This is a genomic window from Corynebacterium crudilactis, from assembly GCF_001643015.1.
GTDB classification, from domain to species: Bacteria; Actinomycetota; Actinomycetes; order Mycobacteriales; family Mycobacteriaceae; genus Corynebacterium; species Corynebacterium crudilactis.
This window is the reverse complement of the sequence record NZ_CP015622.1, coordinates 2,817,029-2,837,848: the sequence shown is the minus strand read 5'-3', so window position 1 is coordinate 2,837,848 and position 20,820 is coordinate 2,817,029. Positions and strand designations below refer to the sequence as shown.

General features: G+C 52.9%; 13 protein-coding genes and 1 pseudogene. 4 read left to right on the top strand and 10 right to left on the bottom strand.

The features are described from left to right. Window positions 1–29 precede the first annotated feature (29 nt). Both pks13 and ccrud_RS13065 read left to right on the top strand, forming a co-directional pair. Window positions 30–4,895, top strand: coding sequence for a polyketide synthase Pks13 (pks13, locus tag ccrud_RS13070; RefSeq protein ID WP_066568703.1), 4,866 nt, complete (start codon window positions 30–32; stop codon window positions 4,893–4,895). A 20-nt stretch (window positions 4,896–4,915) separates the two neighbouring features. Then, on the top strand, window positions 4,916–6,466 hold the full coding sequence (locus ccrud_RS13065; protein ID WP_066568701.1) for an acyl-CoA carboxylase subunit beta: 1,551 nt from the start codon (window positions 4,916–4,918) through the stop codon (window positions 6,464–6,466). 437 nt (window positions 6,467–6,903) lie between these two features. Here the strand turns inward: ccrud_RS13065 and ccrud_RS13060 are convergent, their stop codons facing one another. The 6 genes and pseudogenes from ccrud_RS13060 to ccrud_RS13035 all read right to left on the bottom strand — a co-directional run bounded on the left by ccrud_RS13060 (window position 6,904) and on the right by ccrud_RS13035 (window position 13,327). Further along, window positions 6,904–7,269, bottom strand: a complete 366-nt coding sequence (locus tag ccrud_RS13060; RefSeq protein WP_066568699.1) for a DUF3054 domain-containing protein — start codon at window positions 7,267–7,269, stop codon at window positions 6,904–6,906. Beyond that, window positions 7,266–8,352: pseudogene (locus tag ccrud_RS13055) on the bottom strand (lysylphosphatidylglycerol synthase transmembrane domain-containing protein). Before ccrud_RS13055 ends, ccrud_RS13060 begins: the two are co-directional and overlap by 4 nt. A gap of 4 nt (window positions 8,353–8,356) precedes the next feature. Beyond that, entirely contained in the window at window positions 8,357–10,792 is a 2,436-nt protein-coding gene (locus ccrud_RS13050; protein WP_066568694.1) for an MMPL family transporter, read from the bottom strand. A gap of 7 nt (window positions 10,793–10,799) precedes the next feature. Next, on the bottom strand, window positions 10,800–11,486 hold the full coding sequence (locus ccrud_RS13045) for an NYN domain-containing protein (RefSeq protein WP_066568692.1): 687 nt from the start codon (window positions 11,484–11,486) through the stop codon (window positions 10,800–10,802). Next, the gene (trmB, locus tag ccrud_RS13040) at window positions 11,486–12,253 is read right to left on the bottom strand and encodes a tRNA (guanosine(46)-N7)-methyltransferase TrmB (protein WP_066568689.1); all 768 of its coding nucleotides are present in this window, start codon (window positions 12,251–12,253) and stop codon (window positions 11,486–11,488) included. Before trmB ends, ccrud_RS13045 begins: the two co-directional genes overlap by 1 nt. Window positions 12,254–12,322: 69 nt before the next feature. Then, window positions 12,323–13,327: a TDT family transporter gene (locus tag ccrud_RS13035; protein ID WP_245670285.1), complete on the bottom strand. Its 1,005-nt coding sequence runs from the start codon at window positions 13,325–13,327 to the stop codon at window positions 12,323–12,325. An 876-nt stretch (window positions 13,328–14,203) separates the two neighbouring features. On the opposite strand from ccrud_RS13035, the gene ccrud_RS13025 reads away from it, so the two are divergent. Beyond that, window positions 14,204–16,036, top strand: coding sequence for a phosphoenolpyruvate carboxykinase (GTP) (locus ccrud_RS13025; RefSeq protein ID WP_066568684.1), 1,833 nt, complete (start codon window positions 14,204–14,206; stop codon window positions 16,034–16,036). A 55-nt stretch (window positions 16,037–16,091) separates the two neighbouring features. On the opposite strand, the gene ccrud_RS13020 is transcribed toward ccrud_RS13025, so the two are convergent. After that, window positions 16,092–16,856: a class I SAM-dependent methyltransferase gene (locus ccrud_RS13020; RefSeq protein WP_066568683.1), complete on the bottom strand. Its 765-nt coding sequence runs from the start codon at window positions 16,854–16,856 to the stop codon at window positions 16,092–16,094. Next, window positions 16,857–17,426, bottom strand: coding sequence for a hypothetical protein (locus tag ccrud_RS13015; RefSeq protein ID WP_066568680.1), 570 nt, complete (start codon window positions 17,424–17,426; stop codon window positions 16,857–16,859). A gap of 46 nt (window positions 17,427–17,472) precedes the next feature. Here ccrud_RS13015 and ccrud_RS13010 point away from each other — a divergent pair, with 46 nt between their 5' ends. Next, complete coding sequence (locus tag ccrud_RS13010; protein ID WP_066570003.1) at window positions 17,473–18,582, top strand: glycosyltransferase family 4 protein; 1,110 nt, start codon at window positions 17,473–17,475, stop codon at window positions 18,580–18,582. Here ccrud_RS13010 and ccrud_RS13005 read toward each other — a convergent pair. Further along, window positions 18,553–19,977: an MmpA family trehalose lipid delivery protein gene (locus ccrud_RS13005; protein WP_066568679.1), complete on the bottom strand. Its 1,425-nt coding sequence runs from the start codon at window positions 19,975–19,977 to the stop codon at window positions 18,553–18,555. The two genes, ccrud_RS13010 and ccrud_RS13005, sit on opposite strands and share 30 nt — an antisense overlap. 5 nt (window positions 19,978–19,982) lie before the next feature. Further along, window positions 19,983–20,804: a porin PorA family protein gene (locus ccrud_RS13000; RefSeq protein WP_066568677.1), complete on the bottom strand. Its 822-nt coding sequence runs from the start codon at window positions 20,802–20,804 to the stop codon at window positions 19,983–19,985. Between the last annotated feature and the right edge of the window lie 16 nt (window positions 20,805–20,820).

Below are 20,820 nucleotides of genomic sequence, written 5' to 3'. Positions count from 1 at the left end.
TAATCGAGCTGAAAGGCTGAGGCCTAAATATGGAACAGAGCCAATCGTCGGATCAGAAAATGACCGTTGAACAGGTTCGCACCTGGCTCCGTGATTGGGTTGTCCGCACCACTGGTCTTCCTGTAGAAGAAGTGACGGACGACAAGGCCATGGAGACCTTTGGCCTCTCCTCCCGCGATGTGGTTGTGCTCTCAGGTGAACTAGAAAACCTTCTAGATATCACTCTGGATGCCACCATTGCATACGAATACCCTACGATTCGTGGTTTGGCGCAGCGCCTCATCGATGGCGAGCCACGCCGTGCACCAGTGCAACGCAACGTGAACTTCACTGCGCTTAGCGATGCACCTGGAACCCACGATATTGCCGTTGTCGGTATGGCAGCTCGATTCCCAGGTGCCGAAAACCTGGATGAGATGTGGAAACTGCTTGTTGAAGGCAGGGACGGCATCTCCGATCTTCCAATCGGTCGTTGGTCTGAGTACTCAGGCGATGAAATTATGTCACGCAAGATGGAAGAGTTTTCTACCATCGGTGGCTACCTTTCAGATATCGCGAGCTTTGACGCAGAATTCTTCGGCTTGTCTCCACTTGAGGCTGCCAACATGGATCCGCAGCAGCGTATTTTGCTGGAGCTGACCTGGGAAGCTTTGGAATACGCTCGTATCGCACCAAGTGCTTTGCGTGGTGAATCCGTAGGCGTTTTTATTGGTTCTTCAAACAGCGATTACGGCATGATGATCGCCGCTGATCCAGCAGAAGCTCACCCTTATGCCCTAACTGGTACCTCCAGCGCGATCGTGGCTAACCGCATCAACTATGCTTTCGATTTCCGCGGACCTTCCGTCAACGTCGATACTGCATGTTCTTCTTCTCTTGTCGCAGTACACCAGGCTGTGCGCGCTTTGCGCAACGGTGAAGCCGATCATGCTATCGCCGGTGGTGTCAATATTTTGGCGTCCCCATTTGTGACCACCGCGTTCGCTGAACTCGGCGTGATCAGCCCAACCGGCAAGATCCACGCGTTCTCTGATGATGCAGACGGCTTTGTGCGTTCCGATGGAGCTGGCGTCATTGTGCTGAAGCGCGTTGATGATGCTGTCCGTGACGGCGACAATATCCTTGGCGTAATCAAGGGTTCCGCAGTGAACTCTGATGGACACTCCAATGGCCTGACTGCACCAAACCCTGAAGCACAGATCGATGTGTTGCAGCGCGCTTATGCAGATGCACAGGTTGATCCGACCACTGTGGATTATGTCGAGGCCCACGGCACCGGCACCATCCTGGGTGATCCAATCGAAGCAACCGCATTGGGTGCTGTTCTTGGTTATGGCCGAGATGAAGCAACGCCAACTCTGTTAGGTTCTGCAAAGACCAACTTCGGTCACACCGAATCTGCTGCAGGTATTGCCGGCATCATCAAGGTGCTGCTGTCTATCAAAAACAAGACCCTTCCACCAACCGTGAACTTCGCGGGACCAAACCGCTATATCGATTTCGATGCAGAGCGTTTGGAAGTTGTGGAAGATCCACGCGAATGGCCAGAATACAATGGTCGCCCGGTCGCTGGTGTCTCCGGTTTCGGCTTCGGCGGAACCAATGCACACGTGGTGGTTTCTGAGTTCAACGCGGATGATTATGACACTCGTGCGCCACAGGCTGCGCAGCTTCCAGACCAGCAGGTTGTCCTGCCTATCTCCGGACACCTGCCATCCAGGCGTCGACAAGCAGCTGCCGATTTGGCTGACTTCTTGGAAGGCCGCAAAGATGCGGATCTGACCCCAGTGGCCCGCGCGCTCGCAGGCCGCAACCATGGTCGCTCCCGCGCCGTGGTGCTCGCAAACACCATCGAAGAAGCTGTCAAGCGCCTTCGCCAAGTGGCAGAAGGCAAGGTCAGCATCGGTATTTCCGCAGCTGATTCCCCAGCCGCACTCGGTCCTGTCTTCGTCTACTCTGGATTTGGCTCCCAGCACCGCCTCATGATCAAGGAGCTGTGCTCCATCTCGCCACAATTCCGTGAGCGCATTGAAGAACTCGATGAAATGGTCAAGTTTGAGTCCGGCTGGTCCATCATGGATCTGGTTTTGGACGATGAGCAGACCTATGACACCGAGACCGCTCAGGTAGCAATCACCGCCATCCAGATTGCTCTCACTGATCTTTTGGCCAGCTTCGGCGTGAAGCCAGCTGCTGTCATGGGCATGTCCATGGGCGAAATTGCAGCTGCCTACGCAGCAGGTGGTCTCAGCGACCGGGACACCATGCTGATCGCCAGCCACCGTTCTCGTTTGATGGGCGAGGGCGAAAAGTCCCTGCCAGAAGATCAACTGGGTGCGATGGCAGTGGTGGAGTTCGCTGCAGCTGATCTGGACAAGTTCATTGCAGAAAACCCTGAGTACCAGGGCATTGAGCCTGCTGTTTATGCAGGCCCAGGCATGACCACCGTCGGCGGACCACGCGATGCTGTGGTGCAGTTCGTCGAAAAGCTGGAAGCAGAAGAGAAATTCGCCCGCCTGCTTAACGTCAAGGGCGCTGGCCACACCTCAGCCGTGGAACCACTGCTCGGTGAACTCGCCGGAGAAATCGCAGGTATCGAGCCACAGCCACTGCAGATCCCACTGTTCAGCTCTGTGGACAAGGGCGTTACCTACCCAGTTGGCTCTGTCGTGCATGATGCTGACTATATGCTGCGCTGCACCCGCCAGTCTGTGTTCTTCCAGGACTCCACCGAAGCTGCTTTCGCAGCGGGCCACAACACCTTGGTGGAAATCTCCCCGAACCCTGTCGCACTGATGGGCATGATGAACACGGCGTTTACCGTGGGCAAGCCAGATGCGCAGTTGCTGTTTAGCCTCAAGCGCAAGGTCTCTGAAGCGGAATCTCTTCGCGATCTCATGGCCAAGCTGTACGTGAACGGCGAAACAGTTGATTTCTCCAAGCTGTATGGCGAGGGCGAAACCATCGATCCGCCACACATCACCTGGAAGCATCAGCGTTTCTGGACTTCCGCACGTCCATCTTCTGGCGCATCCTTGGATCTGCCAGGCTTCCGCGTGAACCTGCCAAATAACACTGTGGCATTTAGCACCGCAGCAGAATTGGCTCCATCTGCCGTTGCGATCATGGAAGCAGCCGCCATGGCTGTCACCCCAGGTGCATCTGTTGATGCTGTTGATGAACGCGATATGTTGCCACCAAGCGGTGAGATCACCACGATCGTTACGCGCAGCTTGGGCGGTTTGAGCTTGTCCGTCTACAAGATCATCGGAACCACCAGCATTCTTGTTGCTGAAGGTTTCGCAGCCAACCCAGGTTTCGCTGCCACCCCTGCATTCGAGGGACCAGGTTATGGCTCCCAAGATTTCGGCGATCAGCCAGATCCTCGTTCCGACCTGCCACTTGATGTGGAAGCAGTCCGCTGGGATCCTGCCGTGGAAACTGTGGAAGAGCGCATGCGTGCCATCGTCTCTGAAGCAATGGGCTACGACGTGGATGACCTGCCACGCGAACTCCCACTGATCGATCTCGGCCTCGACTCCCTCATGGGTATGCGTATCAAAAACCGCATCGAGAATGATTTCCAGATCCCACCACTTCAGGTGCAAGCACTCCGCGATGCATCCGTTGCTGATGTTGTGATCCTGGTGCAGGATCTCGTTGCAGAACGTTCCACTGAGACGCTTATCGACGCCACCCCACAGCAGCCAGTCGAGGCGGCAGTGGAAGCTGCGGTTTCTTCGGATAAGGCTCCTGCTGCGCAGGCTGCTTCTGAGCAGGCTTCTTCGGAACAAGTCGTAGAAGCTCAGGGCGTTGGCATTGCTCCACGCGATGCATCCGAGCGCATGGTCTTTGGTACTTGGGCAGGCTTGACCGGTGCTGCCGCTGCTGGCATCACCAGCAAGCTGCCAAAAATCGATGTCGATACCGCAACTGCTATTGCGGAGCGCTTGACTGGGCGCTCTGGCATTGCAATCAGCACGGAACAGGTGCTGGCAGCAGAGACCCTAGAGCCACTATCTGACATGGTGCGTGAAGGTCTGGAAACTGAAGTGCAGGGCAACATTCGTGTGCTGCGTGCACGTGAAGCAGGCTCCACCAAGCCAGCTGTGTTCATGTTCCACCCAGCAGGTGGATCCTCCGTGGTGTACCAGCCACTGATGCGCCGACTTCCACAGGATGTTCCTGTATTCGGTGTCGAGCGCCTCGAAGGCGATCTGGCGGACCGTGCTGCAGCGTATGTTGATGACATCAAGCAGTACTCCGATGGATTCCCAGTTGTGTTGGGCGGTTGGAGCTTCGGCGGCGCAGTTGCTTTCGAAGTTGCACACCAGTTGGTTGGCTCTGAAGTAGAGGTTGCCACTGTGGCTCTTCTTGATACCGTGCAGCCATCTGAGCCAGCTCCTGATACTGCAGAGGAAACCCGCGCTCGTTGGACCCGCTACGCAGATTTCGCCAAGAAGACCTATGGTCTTGATTTCGAGGTTCCTTTTGAAATCCTCGATACCATTGGTGAAGACGGAATGCTGTCCATGATGACTGATTTCCTGGCCAACACCGATGCCTCTGAGCATGGATTGTCCGCTGGCGTGCTGGAACACCAACGTGCCTCTTTTGTAGACAACCGTATCCTGGCTAAACTTAATTTTGCTGATTGGGCCAACGTCGAATCTCCTGTTATTTTGTTCCGCGCAGAGCGCATGCATGATGGAGCTATCGAACTTGAACCAAACTATGCCAAGATTGATCCAGATGGTGGATGGTCTGGAATTGTCAACAATTTGGAAGTTGTTCAACTGAATGGCGATCACCTGGCAGTTGTCGATGAACCAGAAATTGGCACAGTTGGCGCTCACTTGAGCCGCCGCATTGATGAGATTTCTCGGAAGAATTAGTAACGGAGAGCTGACGGAAGTTGAGTAACACCACTACTGCAGAGAAGCTTGCGGACCTGCGCGCACGCCTGGAAATTGCGAAAGATCCAGGTAGTGAGCGCTCACGTAAGAAACGCGACGAGGAAGGTAGAACCACTCCTCGCCAGCGTATCGACGCGCTGCTTGATGCCGGAACCTTCGTGGAAATCGGCGCTTTGGGTCGCACCCCTGATGAACCTGATGCACCTTATTCTGACGGTGTGGTGACTGGTTACGGACGTATCGAAGGCCGTCCGGTTGCCATCTATGCTCACGATAAGTCTGTCTATGGCGGTTCCGTGGGCCAGACTTTCGGCCGTAAAGTCAGTGAAGTCATGGACATGGCGATCCGTATTGGTTGCCCAGTCATCGGTATTCAGGATTCTGGCGGAGCTCGCATCCAAGACGCCGTGACTTCTTTGGCAATGTACTCGGAGATTGCGCGCCGTCAGCTGCCGCTATCTGGCCGCAGCCCACAGATTTCCATCATGCTTGGTAAATCTGCAGGCGGCGCCGTGTACGCTCCTGTGACCACTGACTTTGTCATTGGCGTTGATGGTGAAACTGAAATGTATGTCACCGGACCTGCCGTGATTAAGGAAGTTACCGGCGAGCAGATTACTTCTGCTGATCTCGGTGGCGGCGCACAGCAGATGCAAAACGGCAACATCTCCTACTTGGCTTCTTCCGAAGAAGAGGCCTTGAACATGGTCAAGGATCTGCTCGATTTCTTACCATTGACCTGCAATGATCCAGCTCCAGTGTTCGCTGCACCGACTGATGAAGAGATCGCTTATGATGAAGCGCTGAACTCCTTCATGCCGGATGACACCAACCAGGGCTACGACATGCTTGATCTGCTGTCCAAACTTTTCGATGATGCCAACCTCCTGGAAATCCAAGCTGAGTTCGCACCAAACCTCATCACCACTTTCGCTCGCGTCGATGGTAAATCAGTAGGCGTGGTGGCCAACCAGCCAATGGACAAAGCAGGCTGCATCGATGCCGATGCCGCAGACAAGGGTGCTCGCTTCATCCGTATCTGCGATGCTTACAATATTCCAATCATCTTCATCGTGGATACCCCGGGCTACCTCCCAGGAGTAGACCAAGAAAAGGCTGGCTTGATCCACCGCGGTGCAAAGCTTGCCTTTGCTGTGGTTGAATCAACAGTTCCGAAGATTTCCCTGATCGTGCGCAAGGCCTACGGCGGAGCATATGCAGTGATGGGTTCTAAGAACCTCACCGGTGACCTCAACTTCGCATGGCCAACTGCACAGATCGCCGTGATGGGTGCAGCTGCTGCAGTTGTCATGATCCAAGGCAAGCAGCTCGAAGCAGCTCCACCAGAGCAGCGTGAATACATGAAGAAGTTGTTCATGGATTTCTATGATGAAAACATGACCAGCCCTTATGTTGCTGCGGAACGTGGTTATATCGATGCCATGATTGAGCCTGCAGAAACCCGTTTGGTGCTTCGCCGTGCAGTCCGCCAGCTGGAAACAAAGTCAGTGAAAGACCTGGGCAAGAAGCACACCATTATGCCAATGTAATAGCCGTTCAATCATTTATTAGAGGAGACAACAATGGAAACTGTCATTTCAATTTTGCTAGGCGTTGAAATTTTCGGTGTGATTCTTCCTTACCTGCAGGGCCTTTTAAGCTACTAAAGCTTAAGGATAACTAAGTGCCACTAGAGCTGATTTAAGTTCTGGTGGCACTCTTTTGTATATGGTTGTTTAAGGCCTCAGATTTTCAGAATGAGTGTTTATTATAGGTGCAGTGCTGGAGATCGCTTAGGAGCGATTCTTGAAGGGTACTTTTTTCGGGCTTTGAGTGAGGTTTTTAACCAAACCAAATGACAGTGCCCACGGCAGCTGAAAACCTGATCCGTGGGCACCTGTGACCGGTTTTGAAGCCGGATAACCAAATGAGAGTGCCCACGGAGCGCTATTTCGAGCTCCGTGGGCACTGTGGTTTGGTTAGTGCGCTAACGCATGGTTACTTTGACCAGTGCACGCCAGCCCAACAGCAAAATAGCAGAAGCAGTGGTCGCAACAATCATGAAGGACCAATGCGGAACCTCGCCGTTGTTGAAACCCCAAATAATAAGGCCAACAACTACAGCTAGCGCCCACACGATGAGACCTGCTGGTCGGATACGTTCACTGGGAAGCTTTGCCGGAAGAATAACAACCAAGTAGGCGATGAACACACCAGCGAGGAATGGCAGCCATGTGAAAAACCAGCCCTGCACAGTTAAAGGCATATCTGCGCTTTGGTGCGCAATGCGGGCAAAAAGTGCGAAGAGGCCGATGGCGATGGAATCACACAGCAAGGACATCCAGCGGTTCACGTATCTGGCCTTTCGATTGCGGACTTAACGGTTAGAGTCTGACTTAATCGTATCGTGTTCTTCATCCAAGGATTCATTGGCCTTGAGGCCCTTGGGGGTGAAGTAGATAAAATAGATGACCCATCCGACAATCGCCATGATGATAAATGAGCACAATCGGTAAATAATGACCGCTCCGGAGGCCTCGACTGCAGTCATGCCGGTGGCTACTAAAGCTGCGATATAGGCGGCTTCGATGGGGCCAATGCCACCTGGTGTGGCTTGGAGTGAGCCTGCGATTTTTGCGGTTGTATACGCCAACAACACACCTGCGATGGTGGTGTTGTTGGGTGTGGCTTCCAAAAGTGGGGCGGTGCCCGTCACGGCCCAGATGCATAACCAGAGGGAGAAAGCGTCGAAAAGCCTATTGCCCAAGGACCACGCCGCGCTGGCCGCGAATTGCGGCCCGCTGAGGGTGACTGAGCGGAGTTGCTCAATATTTTCAAGCAGCTTTTCGACGATTCCCCCCTCCCGGTTTTTAGCCAGCTTGCGCACCCAGCCGTTCAAGACATCAGGGTGATTGGCTGCCCAATACACCGTTCCAGACAGACCAACCATGAGGGCGAAAGTAGCGATAAGGGACCATAAATTAAGCGAAGCACCCATAAAAAACACCGCGATTACACCGAGTGCGACGAGCCAAACAGTGGATAGCGCACTGGACAGCAAGAAAAACCAAGAACACAGCATTGTGCTTGCACCCCAGCTGCGCTGCACTTTGTAGGTCAAAATTGCCGAAAATGCAGGTCCGCCAGGAAGTGTTGCAGACCAGGAATTAGATGCGAATGTCAAAGCAGTGGTGGCCTTGAGCATGGCTGGAGTATCACCAGCTCTGAGCATAATTTGCATGACTTTCGCCATGGCGACAAAAGAAAAGATGAGAGCCAACATGGTCAACACGATGCCGACGGGGCTGACATTGCGGATTTGTTGGATGCCCATTTTGAGGAATTCCAGTTGATCCCGCAGAAAAAACAGGATCACCCCTAGAATCGCTAGGGACAAAGTCCAGCGAACCCAGGGGTTTTTGAAAAATCCTCGCATGGATTTAGTCGAGATCCTTAAGCTTGCGCTGTTCAATGCGGGCCTTGAGCTCCACAAAGGACACGAGATCCCGGTTCTCCTGAGTGCTCATGCCACCGCGGGAAGCAATAGTATCGCCTGCGACGACAGCTTCATGCACGGTAACTTCCTCATCATCATTAAGGCGACGTGTGGTCGGCTTTGGAGCTTCTTCTGCTTCAGGAACCGCAGCAAATGCAGGTGCTGCAGTATGAGCTGAAGGCGTTGTGGTTGGTGCTGGCACAGACGCTGCAGCATGAGCAGGAACTGGAGTAACAGCAGGTGCTTCAGTAACTTCAGAACCATGGCCCATTACTGAATAAGCCTTCTTGATAAAGCCAGGTGCCCACCAGTTATCTTCGCGCAGCAGATGCATAACTGCTGGAACCAGCAGCATGCGGATGATGGTTGCATCGAGGATCAACGCTGCGATCATTCCGAAGGCGATGTATTTCATCATCACAATTTCAGAGAAACCGAAGGCACCACAGACCACAATCATAATCAACGCAGCAGCGGTAATGATAGAACCGGTGTGGGCAGTGCCGTATTTGATGGCGTCATCTGTTGAGTCGCCCTTATCGCGGGCTTCCACCATGCGAGAAACTAGGAATACTTCATAGTCGGTGGACAGGCCGTAAATAATAGCCATGATCAGCACGAGGACTGGGCTCATCAATGGGCCAGGGGAGAAGTTCAACGCGCTGGCACCAAATCCATCAACGAACATCAAGGTGAGGATGCCAAGTGTGGCTCCCATACCCAAGATGGTCATGATGATGGCCTTTGCTGGCAAAATCACGGAACCAAATACCAACGCCATGAGGATAAATGTTGCCAACACAATGTAGATAGCCATCCACGGCAACTTGTCGAAGAGTGCTTCGATGGATTCGATCTCCATGGCTGGAGTGCCACCAATGTGTACCTCCACGCCTTCTGGCACGGAGATTGCACGAAGCTGTTCAACGACCTGCTCATTGAGGGAGCGATCTTGAATGCCTGCGGATAATACCGTGGTGCCATCTTCGGTGGTGGCGCCGGCAGTAAAGCGATCGGTGAGTCCTTCGACCTCGTTAGCTTGGACGTAGATATCGATCAGATCGTTGTTTGTTGCCCCGGTGACTACAAGCTTGATTGGTTCGGTGCGGAAGGACGGGAAAGCGTCGTCGAAGCTTTCTTGTGCGACACGCGTGTCATTATTTGGTGGCAGATAAGTCTCGTTGATGCCGCCGAATTTCACTCCGGTCAGTGGCACTGTGAGAGCAAGCAGCAGCAGTACAACGCCGACAGTGACAGCCTTTGAATGGCGCATTGCCCACGCTGGTACTCGGTACCAAATGGTGTCTTCCAAACGGCGAGCTGTACGTGCTGTGCGACGCAGGCTCCACTTATCAATATTCTTGCCCAATAATCCGAACAGGGAAGGCAGAACAGTCACTGACATCAGCGCTGCTAAAGCAACAGCAGAGATCGCACCGAAGGCAACTGATTTGAGGAAAGCCTGTGGGAATACAAACAGTCCGGACAGCGCTACTGCAACCATGGCAGCAGAAAACACTACGGTTTTTCCTGCAGTAGCAGTGGTAGTAGCAACAGCTTGTTCGATCGGTGTGCCCTTGTCCATTTCCTCACGGAAACGCGAGACCATAAACAGGCCATAGTCAATGGCCAGACCCAAACCCAGCAAGGTGACAACTGATTGTGCAAAGACGTTGACCTGGAAGAATCCAGCAAGAATAGCGAGGATGCCCAAAGAACCCAGAATGGACAAAATGCCCACGATCAGTGGCATTGCTGCAGCGACAACTGAGCCGAAGACGATGAGCAACAAGATCGCAACGAATGGCAGCGCAAAGACTTCTGCGCGTGCAATGTCACCAGCCATACCTTCATCAAGAGCATCGGCTACCGCAGTTGCTCCACCAACTTTAACGGTGATGCCGCTGGCAAGGTTCTCGGGAGTGAGCTGATCTTCAATGGTGCGGAAATCTTTAAGCGTTTGCTCACCGTCGCCTTTCAGCCCCAAAGCTGCGAAAGTCTGGGTGCGATCTGCACTGAGAAGATTTTGATTCCTGGTATCAAAGTAGCTGTTGATATGACTAACTTCATCAGGATTGCTGTTCAGAACTCCATCAAGGAAACCGGAAATATTGCTAAACACTTCCGGATCATCAAAGGAAGTTCCCTCAGGTGCTGTGAACAACATGATCACATCGCCATCGTTGTCACGCCCAAAGTTTTCCATCTCAATGGTTGCCGCAGCGGTCGAGGAAGAGCCAGGGTCATCCCAGCCTTCCTGGCTCATGCGCTCGCCCAATTTGGGGCCGAAAACGACAAACAACGCCAAAATGGCGGCGATGACAACTAACGGAACAATACGCCTATAGGTGTATGCAAAATGGCCCCATTTAGAAAACACGGGTGGATTACTCCTGGGAATTGTGGCGGTTGGACAACAGAGCAGTCAGAGGGCGGAATGGCTGCAGCCATGCGCCACCATCTGGCAGATTATCCAGGCTGACACGAGGAAGTGGCTCACGGAAGACTCCGGGGATTTCTTCCAGATCGACGAACTCAATCGTGCTGTGGGCAACAGCCCATGAAGCATGCTCGTGGAAGCCAATGACAGTGGCAGGAATGCCTTCTGCAACTAGCTGCTCAAGGGTTTCTCGGAAGTTTTGCCCATCAGCACTAGCAACGATGACACCTCGCAGGACGCCTTCTTCATAGCGCCTGCGGATGTGGTCAATCATGTCAGGATCGACATCGGAAGACTCACCAATTTTTGGCTTGGCGAACACTGCGAAACCAACATTTCTCAGTGCTTCTACCCATGGGCGCACAACATCAGAACCACCTGGGGTGATGTTGGCGAACACGGTAGCTTCAGGCTCAATGTGGCGGCCAAGTTCGTGTGCACGACGTCCTGCACGTGCAAGAAGCCAACGGCCAATTGCATCAAAGCGAGGGCGATAGGCGGCAGTTGGTCGACCGCCGAGGATGGCGCCCAAACCCATATCTAGGTTGGGAGCATCCCACACTAGAAGAATGCTTTCTGGCCCCTCTTTATCAGTGGGGTGGTAACTGTGGATGACTTCATGCACATCAGACATTAGCCTTGCACCTTCTGCCACAAGTATTCATTGATTACGTGATCTTTTTCGAGGCCCTTGCCTTCGAACTTGGTGATCACCTGGCGGTCTGTCAGCTGTGGGCATTCTTCCCATGGCCAACCCTTGTACTCCAGAAGTGGCTCAACTTGAACAAGCTCATTGATCCATTCTGCGTAATCAGCGTGGTCGGTGGCAACATGGAGCACTCCGCCTGGCTTGAGCTTTTTAGCGAAAAGGTTCAATGGGCCAGATTGGATGATGCGACGCTTGTTGTGACGAGCCTTTGGCCAAGGATCAGGGAAGTACACGCGGATGCCATCAAGGGATTCATCTTTGATCATGCGGTTGAGTACTTCAATGCCGTCGCCGCGAACCATGCGGACATTGTTGATTTCGTTGCGGACTACGGAGCCCATGAGCTTTGCCAAGCCTGGCTTGTACAGTTCAACTGCGACGATGTTGGTATCTGCCTCTAGAGGTGCCATCGCAGCAGTGGAGGTGCCAGTGCCGGAGCCGATTTCCACAATGGTTTTTGCGCCTGCGCGGCCAAACCAGGAATCAAGGTCAATGAGCTCATCTTCGAGGACACGGCCCAGTTCAGGCCATTTTTCATCCCACATGGTGTTCTGGTTTTCAGTCAGGGTGCCGCGCCTGAAAGTAACGCTTCCAAGGCGTGGGTAGTCGAGGTCATTATCGAACTCGGACTGGAGAGGACGGCCAGCTGGCAGCTCTCCTATTTGATCACGGGGGTTATCAGAAATAGACATTATGTGTTATTTTTCCTGTTCAACTCTAAAACTTCAATATGTGTGGGGTTTGCTGAATTTTAAAAAGCTTTAAAGTTTAAGCTTTTCGATGATTCTTCTCACTATGGCAATCGTACCGGCGAGGGCCGACACGATGACATGCAAGAGCATCAATGCAAGTAGGTACATGCTGAAGTAATCTAACCACTCTGCTCCTGTGCTCTGCGCGAGGAAGTGCGTGCCTAAGCTGAGGGTGCCCACTGGGAAGGTACTAGCCCACCATGTTGGGCTGTAGGTAGCTCCTTTAACCACAGCTTTATAGAACAGGAAATGTGCAACTGCTCCTAGTGGGATGGCGAGAGTGCACATGACAATGCCATAGATAAGTGCAGTTGGGATGGTGAATGTGTTGCCAAAACCTGCACCAATAAGTTGTGCCGCAGCAGTTGATTGTCCGATCATTCCCAGTGGAATCCACGAAGTAGGAGTGGCCATCAGTGGAAGCTGTGGACTGTTGGGGCTGAAGTAGTAGAAATACACTCGAGCAAATATCACTGGTGCAACGGCGATTGTTAAAAGGAACAGCGCAGAAGAGATCCATAACAATACGTCGAACCCGTAGTGCATGTGGAGTTGTGTGGCAGATGTAGAGGCCACCATTGGGGTGACTAGCGGCAAGCCCCAAGCGAATGTCGGTGCACCGGCCTTGGCTTTCACAAGCAGCGATATATATAAGGAATAGGCCACAAGTCCTATTGAGGTTCCGAGGAACCAACAAAGGGCCATAAATCCCCATAGAGCATCGCCAAAGATAGTTGTGCTTGCGCTTCCTAAGGCAATAAGACCCATGGATAGCATCGCCCATGCTGGCATGACTTCAGGTTTAAAAGAAGGGGAGCGGTAGAATAGCCAGCCCACAATGATAATGAGGGCGACGAGACAAGCAAGGGCAAAGAAAAACTCGGCTACCACCGGAAAGCCGTGAGTTTTTAATAATGATGACAAAAGGGAGATGCCCATGAGTGAACCTGCCCATGAAGGGCCTGGCGGAGGTAAGACCGCAGCGTAGCTTTTGGTCGAAGTAGATGTGGGCATGTCCATATACATTAGGCCTTGAGAAATCCCTGGTCGTTTAAAGGGGATGGTGGGAATGCGCGGCGCGGCGCTGGAGGCAGGCTGTGTGTGCAATCACTGGTCTAGACCTCTGCATGGAAAATATTGCAATTCGGCGAAATTATCTACAGGCTTTTGCAAGGGTTGTTAAGGGGTAAATTTGCCACACTTTGAGGTCTTTAGTGCTGGCCGTAGTGGTGTCGTGATGTTCAAATGCATGCAAAGTGAAGCGGTTTAAACCATCCAAGAGAAGTAGCTGGATATAACCACTGGAGACAGTGAGGATTTTTCGCGGCCCATTTTCAAGATCTCTAGGGAGCTATTTTGATGTGGAAAAATGGATAAAAGCTCATATATCACACGGGGTGAAAATTAATGTGTCAGAGGAATGTGGGCGCAAGGGTGGGGGTGAATGTGGTTTTCGGCCCAAGAATTTAGGGTGCAAATTTGCTACTCCGAAAGGGTTTTCATCCCAGTACCCTCAAAGGGATTACCATTGCGTTTAATTGTGGCACGTCAGCCCCTATTATTGGAAAGTTATAAGTTTCTTTTGGAGCAGTGGTGGCAATTGGCATTCAAGGGGCTTTGTGGGTGGCTCAAATTGCCCTTGATTGACATTGCAGGGAAATGAATTGCCGGAAAACGCCTGAAGTTTATACATCTAATTACCCCCGAAATAGGTTGCAAAGGCGGGGGTTGTTGTCGGGCGGAAAGTGTGTAGATGCGTGTGGGCAGGGGGTAGGTCCACTGGTAATGACAAATGTGTCCGTTGTCTCACTCAAGTTTTTAACTACTTCTGTATCTGAAAGCTACGCTAGTGGGCAAGAACTCTGTGAATGACACATGTCTGGAGAAGTTATGACTACAGCTGCAATCAAGGGCCTTCAGGGTGAGGCTCCTACCAATAACAAGGAACTGCTGAACTGGATCGCAGACGCCGTTGAGCTCTTCCAGCCTGAGTCGGTTGTCTTTGTAGACGGCTCCCAGGCGGAGTGGGATGGCATGGCGAAGGATCTGGTTGAGGCCGGTACCCTCATCAAGCTGAATGAGGAAAAACGCCCTAACAGCTACTTAGCCCGTTCCAACCCATCTGACGTTGCTCGCGTTGAGTCCCGCACCTTCATTTGCTCCGAAAAGGAAGAGGATGCAGGCCCAACGAACAACTGGGCACCAGCTCAAGCGATGAAGGACGAAATGTCCCAGCAGTACGCTGGTTCCATGAAGGGTCGCACCATGTATGTTGTGCCTTTCTGCATGGGTCCTATCAGCGATCCAGAGCCAAAGCTCGGCGTGCAGCTCACTGACTCCGCTTACGTTGTTATGTCTATGCGCATCATGACCCGCATGGGCATCGAAGCACTGGATAAGATCGGCGAGAACGGCAGCTTCGTTAAGTGCCTGCACTCCGTTGGTGCACCTTTGGAAGAAGGCCAGGAAGACGTTGCATGGCCTTGCAATGACACCAAGTACATCACCCAGTTCCCTGACACCAAGGAAATCTGGTCCTACGGTTCGGGTTACGGCGGAAACGCTATCTTGGCTAAGAAGTGCTACGCACTGCGTATTGCTTCCGTTATGGCACGTGAAGAGGGCTGGATGGCTGAGCACATGCTCATCCTGAAGCTGATCAACCCAGAGGGCAAGGCGTACCACATCGCAGCAGCATTCCCATCTGCTTGTGGCAAGACCAACCTCGCAATGATCACCCCAACTATTCCAGGTTGGACTGCTCAGGTTGTCGGCGATGACATCGCTTGGCTCAAGATGCGCGAAGATGGCCTCTACGCTGTGAACCCAGAAAACGGTTTCTTCGGCGTTGCTCCAGGCACCAACTACGCATCCAATCCAATTGCGATGCAGACCATGGAGCCAGGCAACACCCTGTTCACCAACGTTGCACTAACCGATGACGGTGACATTTGGTGGGAGGGCATGGACGGCGACGCTCCTGCTCACCTCATCGACTGGAAGGGCAACGAGTGGACTCCAGAATCTGATGAACTGGCAGCTCACCCGAACTCTCGTTACTGCGTAGCAATTGATCAGTCCCCAGCAGCTGCACCTGAGTTCAACGATTGGGAGGGTGTCAAGATCGACGCCATTCTCTTCGGCGGACGTCGTGCGGATACTGTTCCACTGGTTACCCAAACCTTCGATTGGGAGCACGGCACCATGGTTGGTTCCCTGCTTGCTTCCGGCCAGACTGCAGCTTCTGCAGAGGCAAAGGTTGGCGCACTCCGCCACGATCCAATGGCAATGCTCCCATTCATCGGCTACAACGCTGGCGAATACCTGCAGAACTGGATTGACATGGGCAACAAGGGTGGCGACAAGCTGCCTTCCATCTTCTTGGTTAACTGGTTCCGTCGTGGCGAAGATGGTCGCTTCCTGTGGCCTGGCTTCGGCGATAACTCCCGTGTTCTCAAGTGGGTCATCGACCGCATTGAGGGCAAGGTTGGCGCAGAGGAGACTGTTGTTGGTCACACCGCTAAGGCTGAGGATCTTGACCTCACCGGCCTGGACACCCCAATTGAGGATGTCAAGGAAGCACTGACTGCTCCAGCAGCGCAGTGGGCAAACGACGTTGAAGATAACGCCGAGTACCTCACTTTCCTCGGACCACGCGTCCCAGCTGAGATTCACAGCCAGTTTGAGGCTCTGAAGGATCGCATCAGGGCTGCACACGCTTAAAAACTCTGAGATATAATAAGGACCCCAACTTAAAGTGGGGTCCTTATTCTTTGTCTTAGTGCTTTTTAAATACGAGCACCAGGTTGCTTACGGCAAATTCCCGAAGCACTGGAATTTTCACCATCCACCAGGCCCATTGTGGGTGGTAGCGCGGAAACGCAGCGTCAAGTTCTGCGTTAGATACGGAAGCTCCCCATGCCAAGCCGTCTTTGCAAGAGACATTAAATAGCGATTCGCCGAAAATATTTTTGGGTGGGCGCCCATGTTTTTTCTGATATCGGTCTCTAGCGAAGGCGCCACCAACGTAGTGCTCCCATAATCCGGTTTCGTGTCCGCCGAAGGGACCCAGCCAGATGGTGTAACTCAAAATTGCCATGCCACCACTTCGAGTGACCCGGAGCATTTCTTCTCCCATGGCCCATGGATCCGAGACATGTTCTGCCACATTGGAGGAATAAACAACATCAAAGGTGTTGCTTCGAAAAGGCAGGTCTAGGCCGGATCCGCGAACTGATCCATGAACATCAATTCCTGCGGCAGACATTTCTCCGACATCTGGTTCCACAGAGAGATAAGTGGCGCCAAGATCTTCAAAAGCTCGTGCAAAGTATCCTGGGCCACCGCCGACATCCAATACTTTGAGGCCATCTAAGGACACTCCTGAAATATCTTCGGACAGTGCATTCACCATGCGTGAGGTGTCTAATGCGAGGTTGCCGTAGAAGATATCGGGACGCGTTTGTTCATATTTGAAATCAGATAGCAGTCCCCAAGACCTGTTTAGAGTCGCTAAACGCCGGAGCGCCGGAAGTGCAACCATTTAAGAACTGGTCCAGTTAAGATCGCGGATATCTTCGCCGTTCATCCATCGCAAAATGGTGGTGATGGCATCATCGGTGGAGGACACAATGGTGGAGTTGCGGACGCCTGCGACTCCAAATTCTAGGGTCCAACCAGCTACTTCTGCAAGGCTGCGTGCTGAGATGAAGGAGGATTCATCGGCTGGATTATCTAGGTCAAAAAGGGCGATCTTGAGGTAGTCATCATCATCTTCGATAGAGGACAGCATGTGTTCGAGGCCCATGCGTGAAGCGCCGATGCGGGCGTCGTCATCGCTTTTGGTTTGTACGGTGAAAGCGATGTCTTCATCGCCGTAGCGCAAAACTTCGTCGTCGTATTGAATGCCTAGACCGGATGCGAGTGCAACGTCATCGAGCCAGCCGAGGCAGTCATTGATGAGTTCTTCATCGACGTCGATGGTGACATTTCTTGGGTGAGTAAAAGGGACTCCGAGGAAGTCCACTTCGTCTTCTTTTGCGGCAGCCAAAATGGTTTCGCGGATCTGCGCTGGGGAGTGGGTGGGAGAGAACACGGTGATGGTTGTGGACATGGCTTCCATTATGGCTTGTTGGAAAGCAGCTAGACTGAATTACCCTATGAAGATCCTTTTGTTGTGTTGGCGAGATACTACCCACCCGCAAGGTGGCGGAAGCGAACGTTACCTTGAACGCGTTGGGGAGTTTTTGGCGAAACAGGGCCATGAGGTGGTGTTTCGCACTGCTGGGCATACTGATGCGCCACGGAGATCTTTTCGGGATGGGGTGAGATATTCCCGAAGCGGTGGGAAATTTAGCGTGTATCCGAAGGCGTGGGCTGCCATGATGCTGGGGAGTTTCGGCATCGGTACTTTTTCCAAAGTGGATATTGTTGTGGATACCCAGAATGGCATTCCGTTTTTCGGCAAGTTTTTCTCAGGCAAGCCAACGGTGTTGTTGACCCATCATTGCCATAAGGAACAGTGGCCAGTGGTGGGGCGGGTGTTGGCACAGGTGGGGTGGTTGATTGAAAGTAAAATTGCTCCACGTGCCTACAAAAACGCACCTTATGTTACGGTCTCGGAGCCAAGCTCGGAGGAGCTCATTGCGCTTGGGGTGAATCCGGAGCAGATCCATATTGTGCGCAATGGCGTGGATCCGGTGCCGTTACATACGCCGAAGCTGGAGCTCAATGATGGCTGGCAGCACATGGTGACCTTGTCGCGTTTGGTGCCGCATAAGCAGATCGAGCATGCTATGGATGTGGTGGCAGCAGTGGATGGCGTGGTGTTGGATGTCGTAGGTAGCGGGTGGTGGCAGGAGGAACTGGTGGATTACGCGCGCGATTTGGGTGTGAGTGATCGGGTGGTTTTCCACGGCCAGGTTGCGGAGGACCACAAGCATGCGTTGTTGGAGCGCGCCACGATTCATTTGATGCCGTCCCGCAAAGAGGGCTGGGGTTTGGCCGTGACTGAGGCAGCGCAGCATGGCGTGCCGACCATTGGTTATCGCAGTTCCGGTGGCTTGCGCGATTCTATCGTCGATGGACACACCGGCATGCTGGTGGACTCCAAGGCTGATCTGATTACCGCAACCAAAAAATTGCTTCTCGACGCTTCCCTCCGCGCTCAGCTCGGCGCCCGCGCCAAAGAGCGCGCCGAAAACTACAAGTGGGATATCGCAGGGGCGCAGTTTGAAGAGTTACTTCTTGGGCTTGCGAAGAAAAAGTAGCCCTAGCGGCAGCGCCAACCACATCACGCTCAGGCCTATTCCGAGATAGTATTTCCACCCGCGCTGTGGTGGGGCGCTGGTTTCTGTGATGGTATCCCCATCAACCACAACGCCCACGCCCAATTCTTCGAGGCGTGCCATGTCACCGGCAGACCATGCCTGAACTGCGTCACTCCAACGCGGTGATGGCGCATCGGTGATGATGCCATCGACGCGTAATTCACCAGATTCCACCACGGAGAGGGCTTTGGTGCGGGGATCGACAACAGGGATGCCATCCTCCCTGGTGGCTAGCGAATTGGAGCCGATGATCAAGACGTCCCGTCCTGCTGCCACCTCCGCCAGTGCATCCACAGAGGCGACATGAGCGTTACTTGGTCGCATCGCAGCGACTTCACGTGGTGCATCCGGGATTTGTAATAAAGCCAGACTTGTTGCCACCCACGACAGTGGACTTTTCACCCCGGCAGCCAAACAGACATAGGCCGGAATTATGAGCATGAGGAGTTTTTGCGAATCCCGGAATAATGCAGCTCCCGGAATATAGGCAATAGTCCAGGTAAACAGGTTCGGCATCAGCCATGGTCCGACTGCTCCTGCCAAGCCTACGACGGCGATAACTCCCAAAATCCAGGGACAATTCCGAAAGCCCGCCAGGAGAATAATAAATAATAAGATGCCAGCAACCGCGAGCCCCACTTCCCGAGAAGCAGGTACTGCTGCGGCATTCCAAATGCCACCCAAGCCCACAGCCGTGCCGATGGTGCCCGCAAAAGTTTCTGCACGGATGGCAAAGGTGAGCGCACCACCTGAAGTGGGCGTAGCAATTAAAGCCGGGATGAGCCACGGAAGCCAGGAAATAAGGGCACAAAACGTCGACAAGCCTCTTTTTTTAGAACTCGCAACGCCAATGATCGCCGCAACCACCGCACCCGTTGGGGTGAGCGAAGCTGCCCACATTGCCACGATCTGCCAGCGCGGATACCGGCGTAAGGCGACAATCAGCGGCAGCAGCCACACAGCCATCACCAAAGACCAATGCCCCTGCAGCAGGCGTTCCACCACAAACGGGTTATAAATGGCCACGGTAACGGCTAAAAACCGGGACGGCCCCAACCGCATAGCCCCCCACGCCCCCGCAAAACCTGCCACCAGCAATAAAAAGCGCACCAGCCAACTCACCGGCAAGAAACCCAGCAGCGCCAACACACCGTCCTGCGGAGCATTACGTGACGGCAAATCACCAAAACCCAGCGAATTAAGCGACAACGCAGGATTATCCACAACCGACATATCACGCAACAACAACTCACCCGGTGCAGCCAACGGCCACAACAACGACCCCAAAAGCACAGTTGTCCACGTCCACAGAAGGATCTGCCGGGTTGTGGTCATACGGTTTAGCTCCTGAGGTTGTTCACAGTTCTCATTAGTTGTCCACGCTTGAAAATGCCGGTGCTAAACACACCAACTGCCAGCAGTAACAGGCCTAAGAACTTAGAGAAGAAATCCAAACCCTTAGCCCACGACAATCGCTGATCAATATCGTATGCAATTTTTTGCAGTAGCTTTGAGGTTTCGGCAGTGTAAGCGAATTCTACGGTCTCATCGCCATTCGCGCTGTGGAAAATCATCGATTCGTCTTTCGATAGAATTATTCCAGAGAAACGATCCACTTGGAGTGTGCGCTCCACCGAATAACTACCAGCATCACCCGATAAAGGAACATGGCGAAGTTGCTGGTAGAAGGTATAAGTGTTGCCCTCGCGGGAAACATAATCAACCGGGTGATCATCGCCTAAAACCATGTCATAAAAAGGATAAGAGTTGCGCAGCGTATTAGCTGGGAAGAAATAGTGCAGACCCTCCCGAGTGGAATTAGAACTATCTGCTGGTGAACCTGAAATGGTGGCAGAAGGCTCCAATACTGGGTAACGAGAATGGCCAATGAGCACTAGATCATCAGTAATTTCTGCACTTGTTTGCGCGGAAACATCTGTGACTGTCTGCTCTGCATGCAGCGCGATCTCATCAATTTTTTCGGTAGGCGCCGTAACAAGGTGTTCAGTACGCGTAAAACCTTGGGGGCTTGTGCTCACCAAAGTTAAATCCAAATCTTTCGGGATCGATCTAGCCTGGCCAGTAACAAACGGCGGTACTGTGAAAGCAAAGATGAGGAGCAGCACGCCCGCAATGATCAGAACCGTTGCAGATCGCTTCATATAATTGCCCGCACCT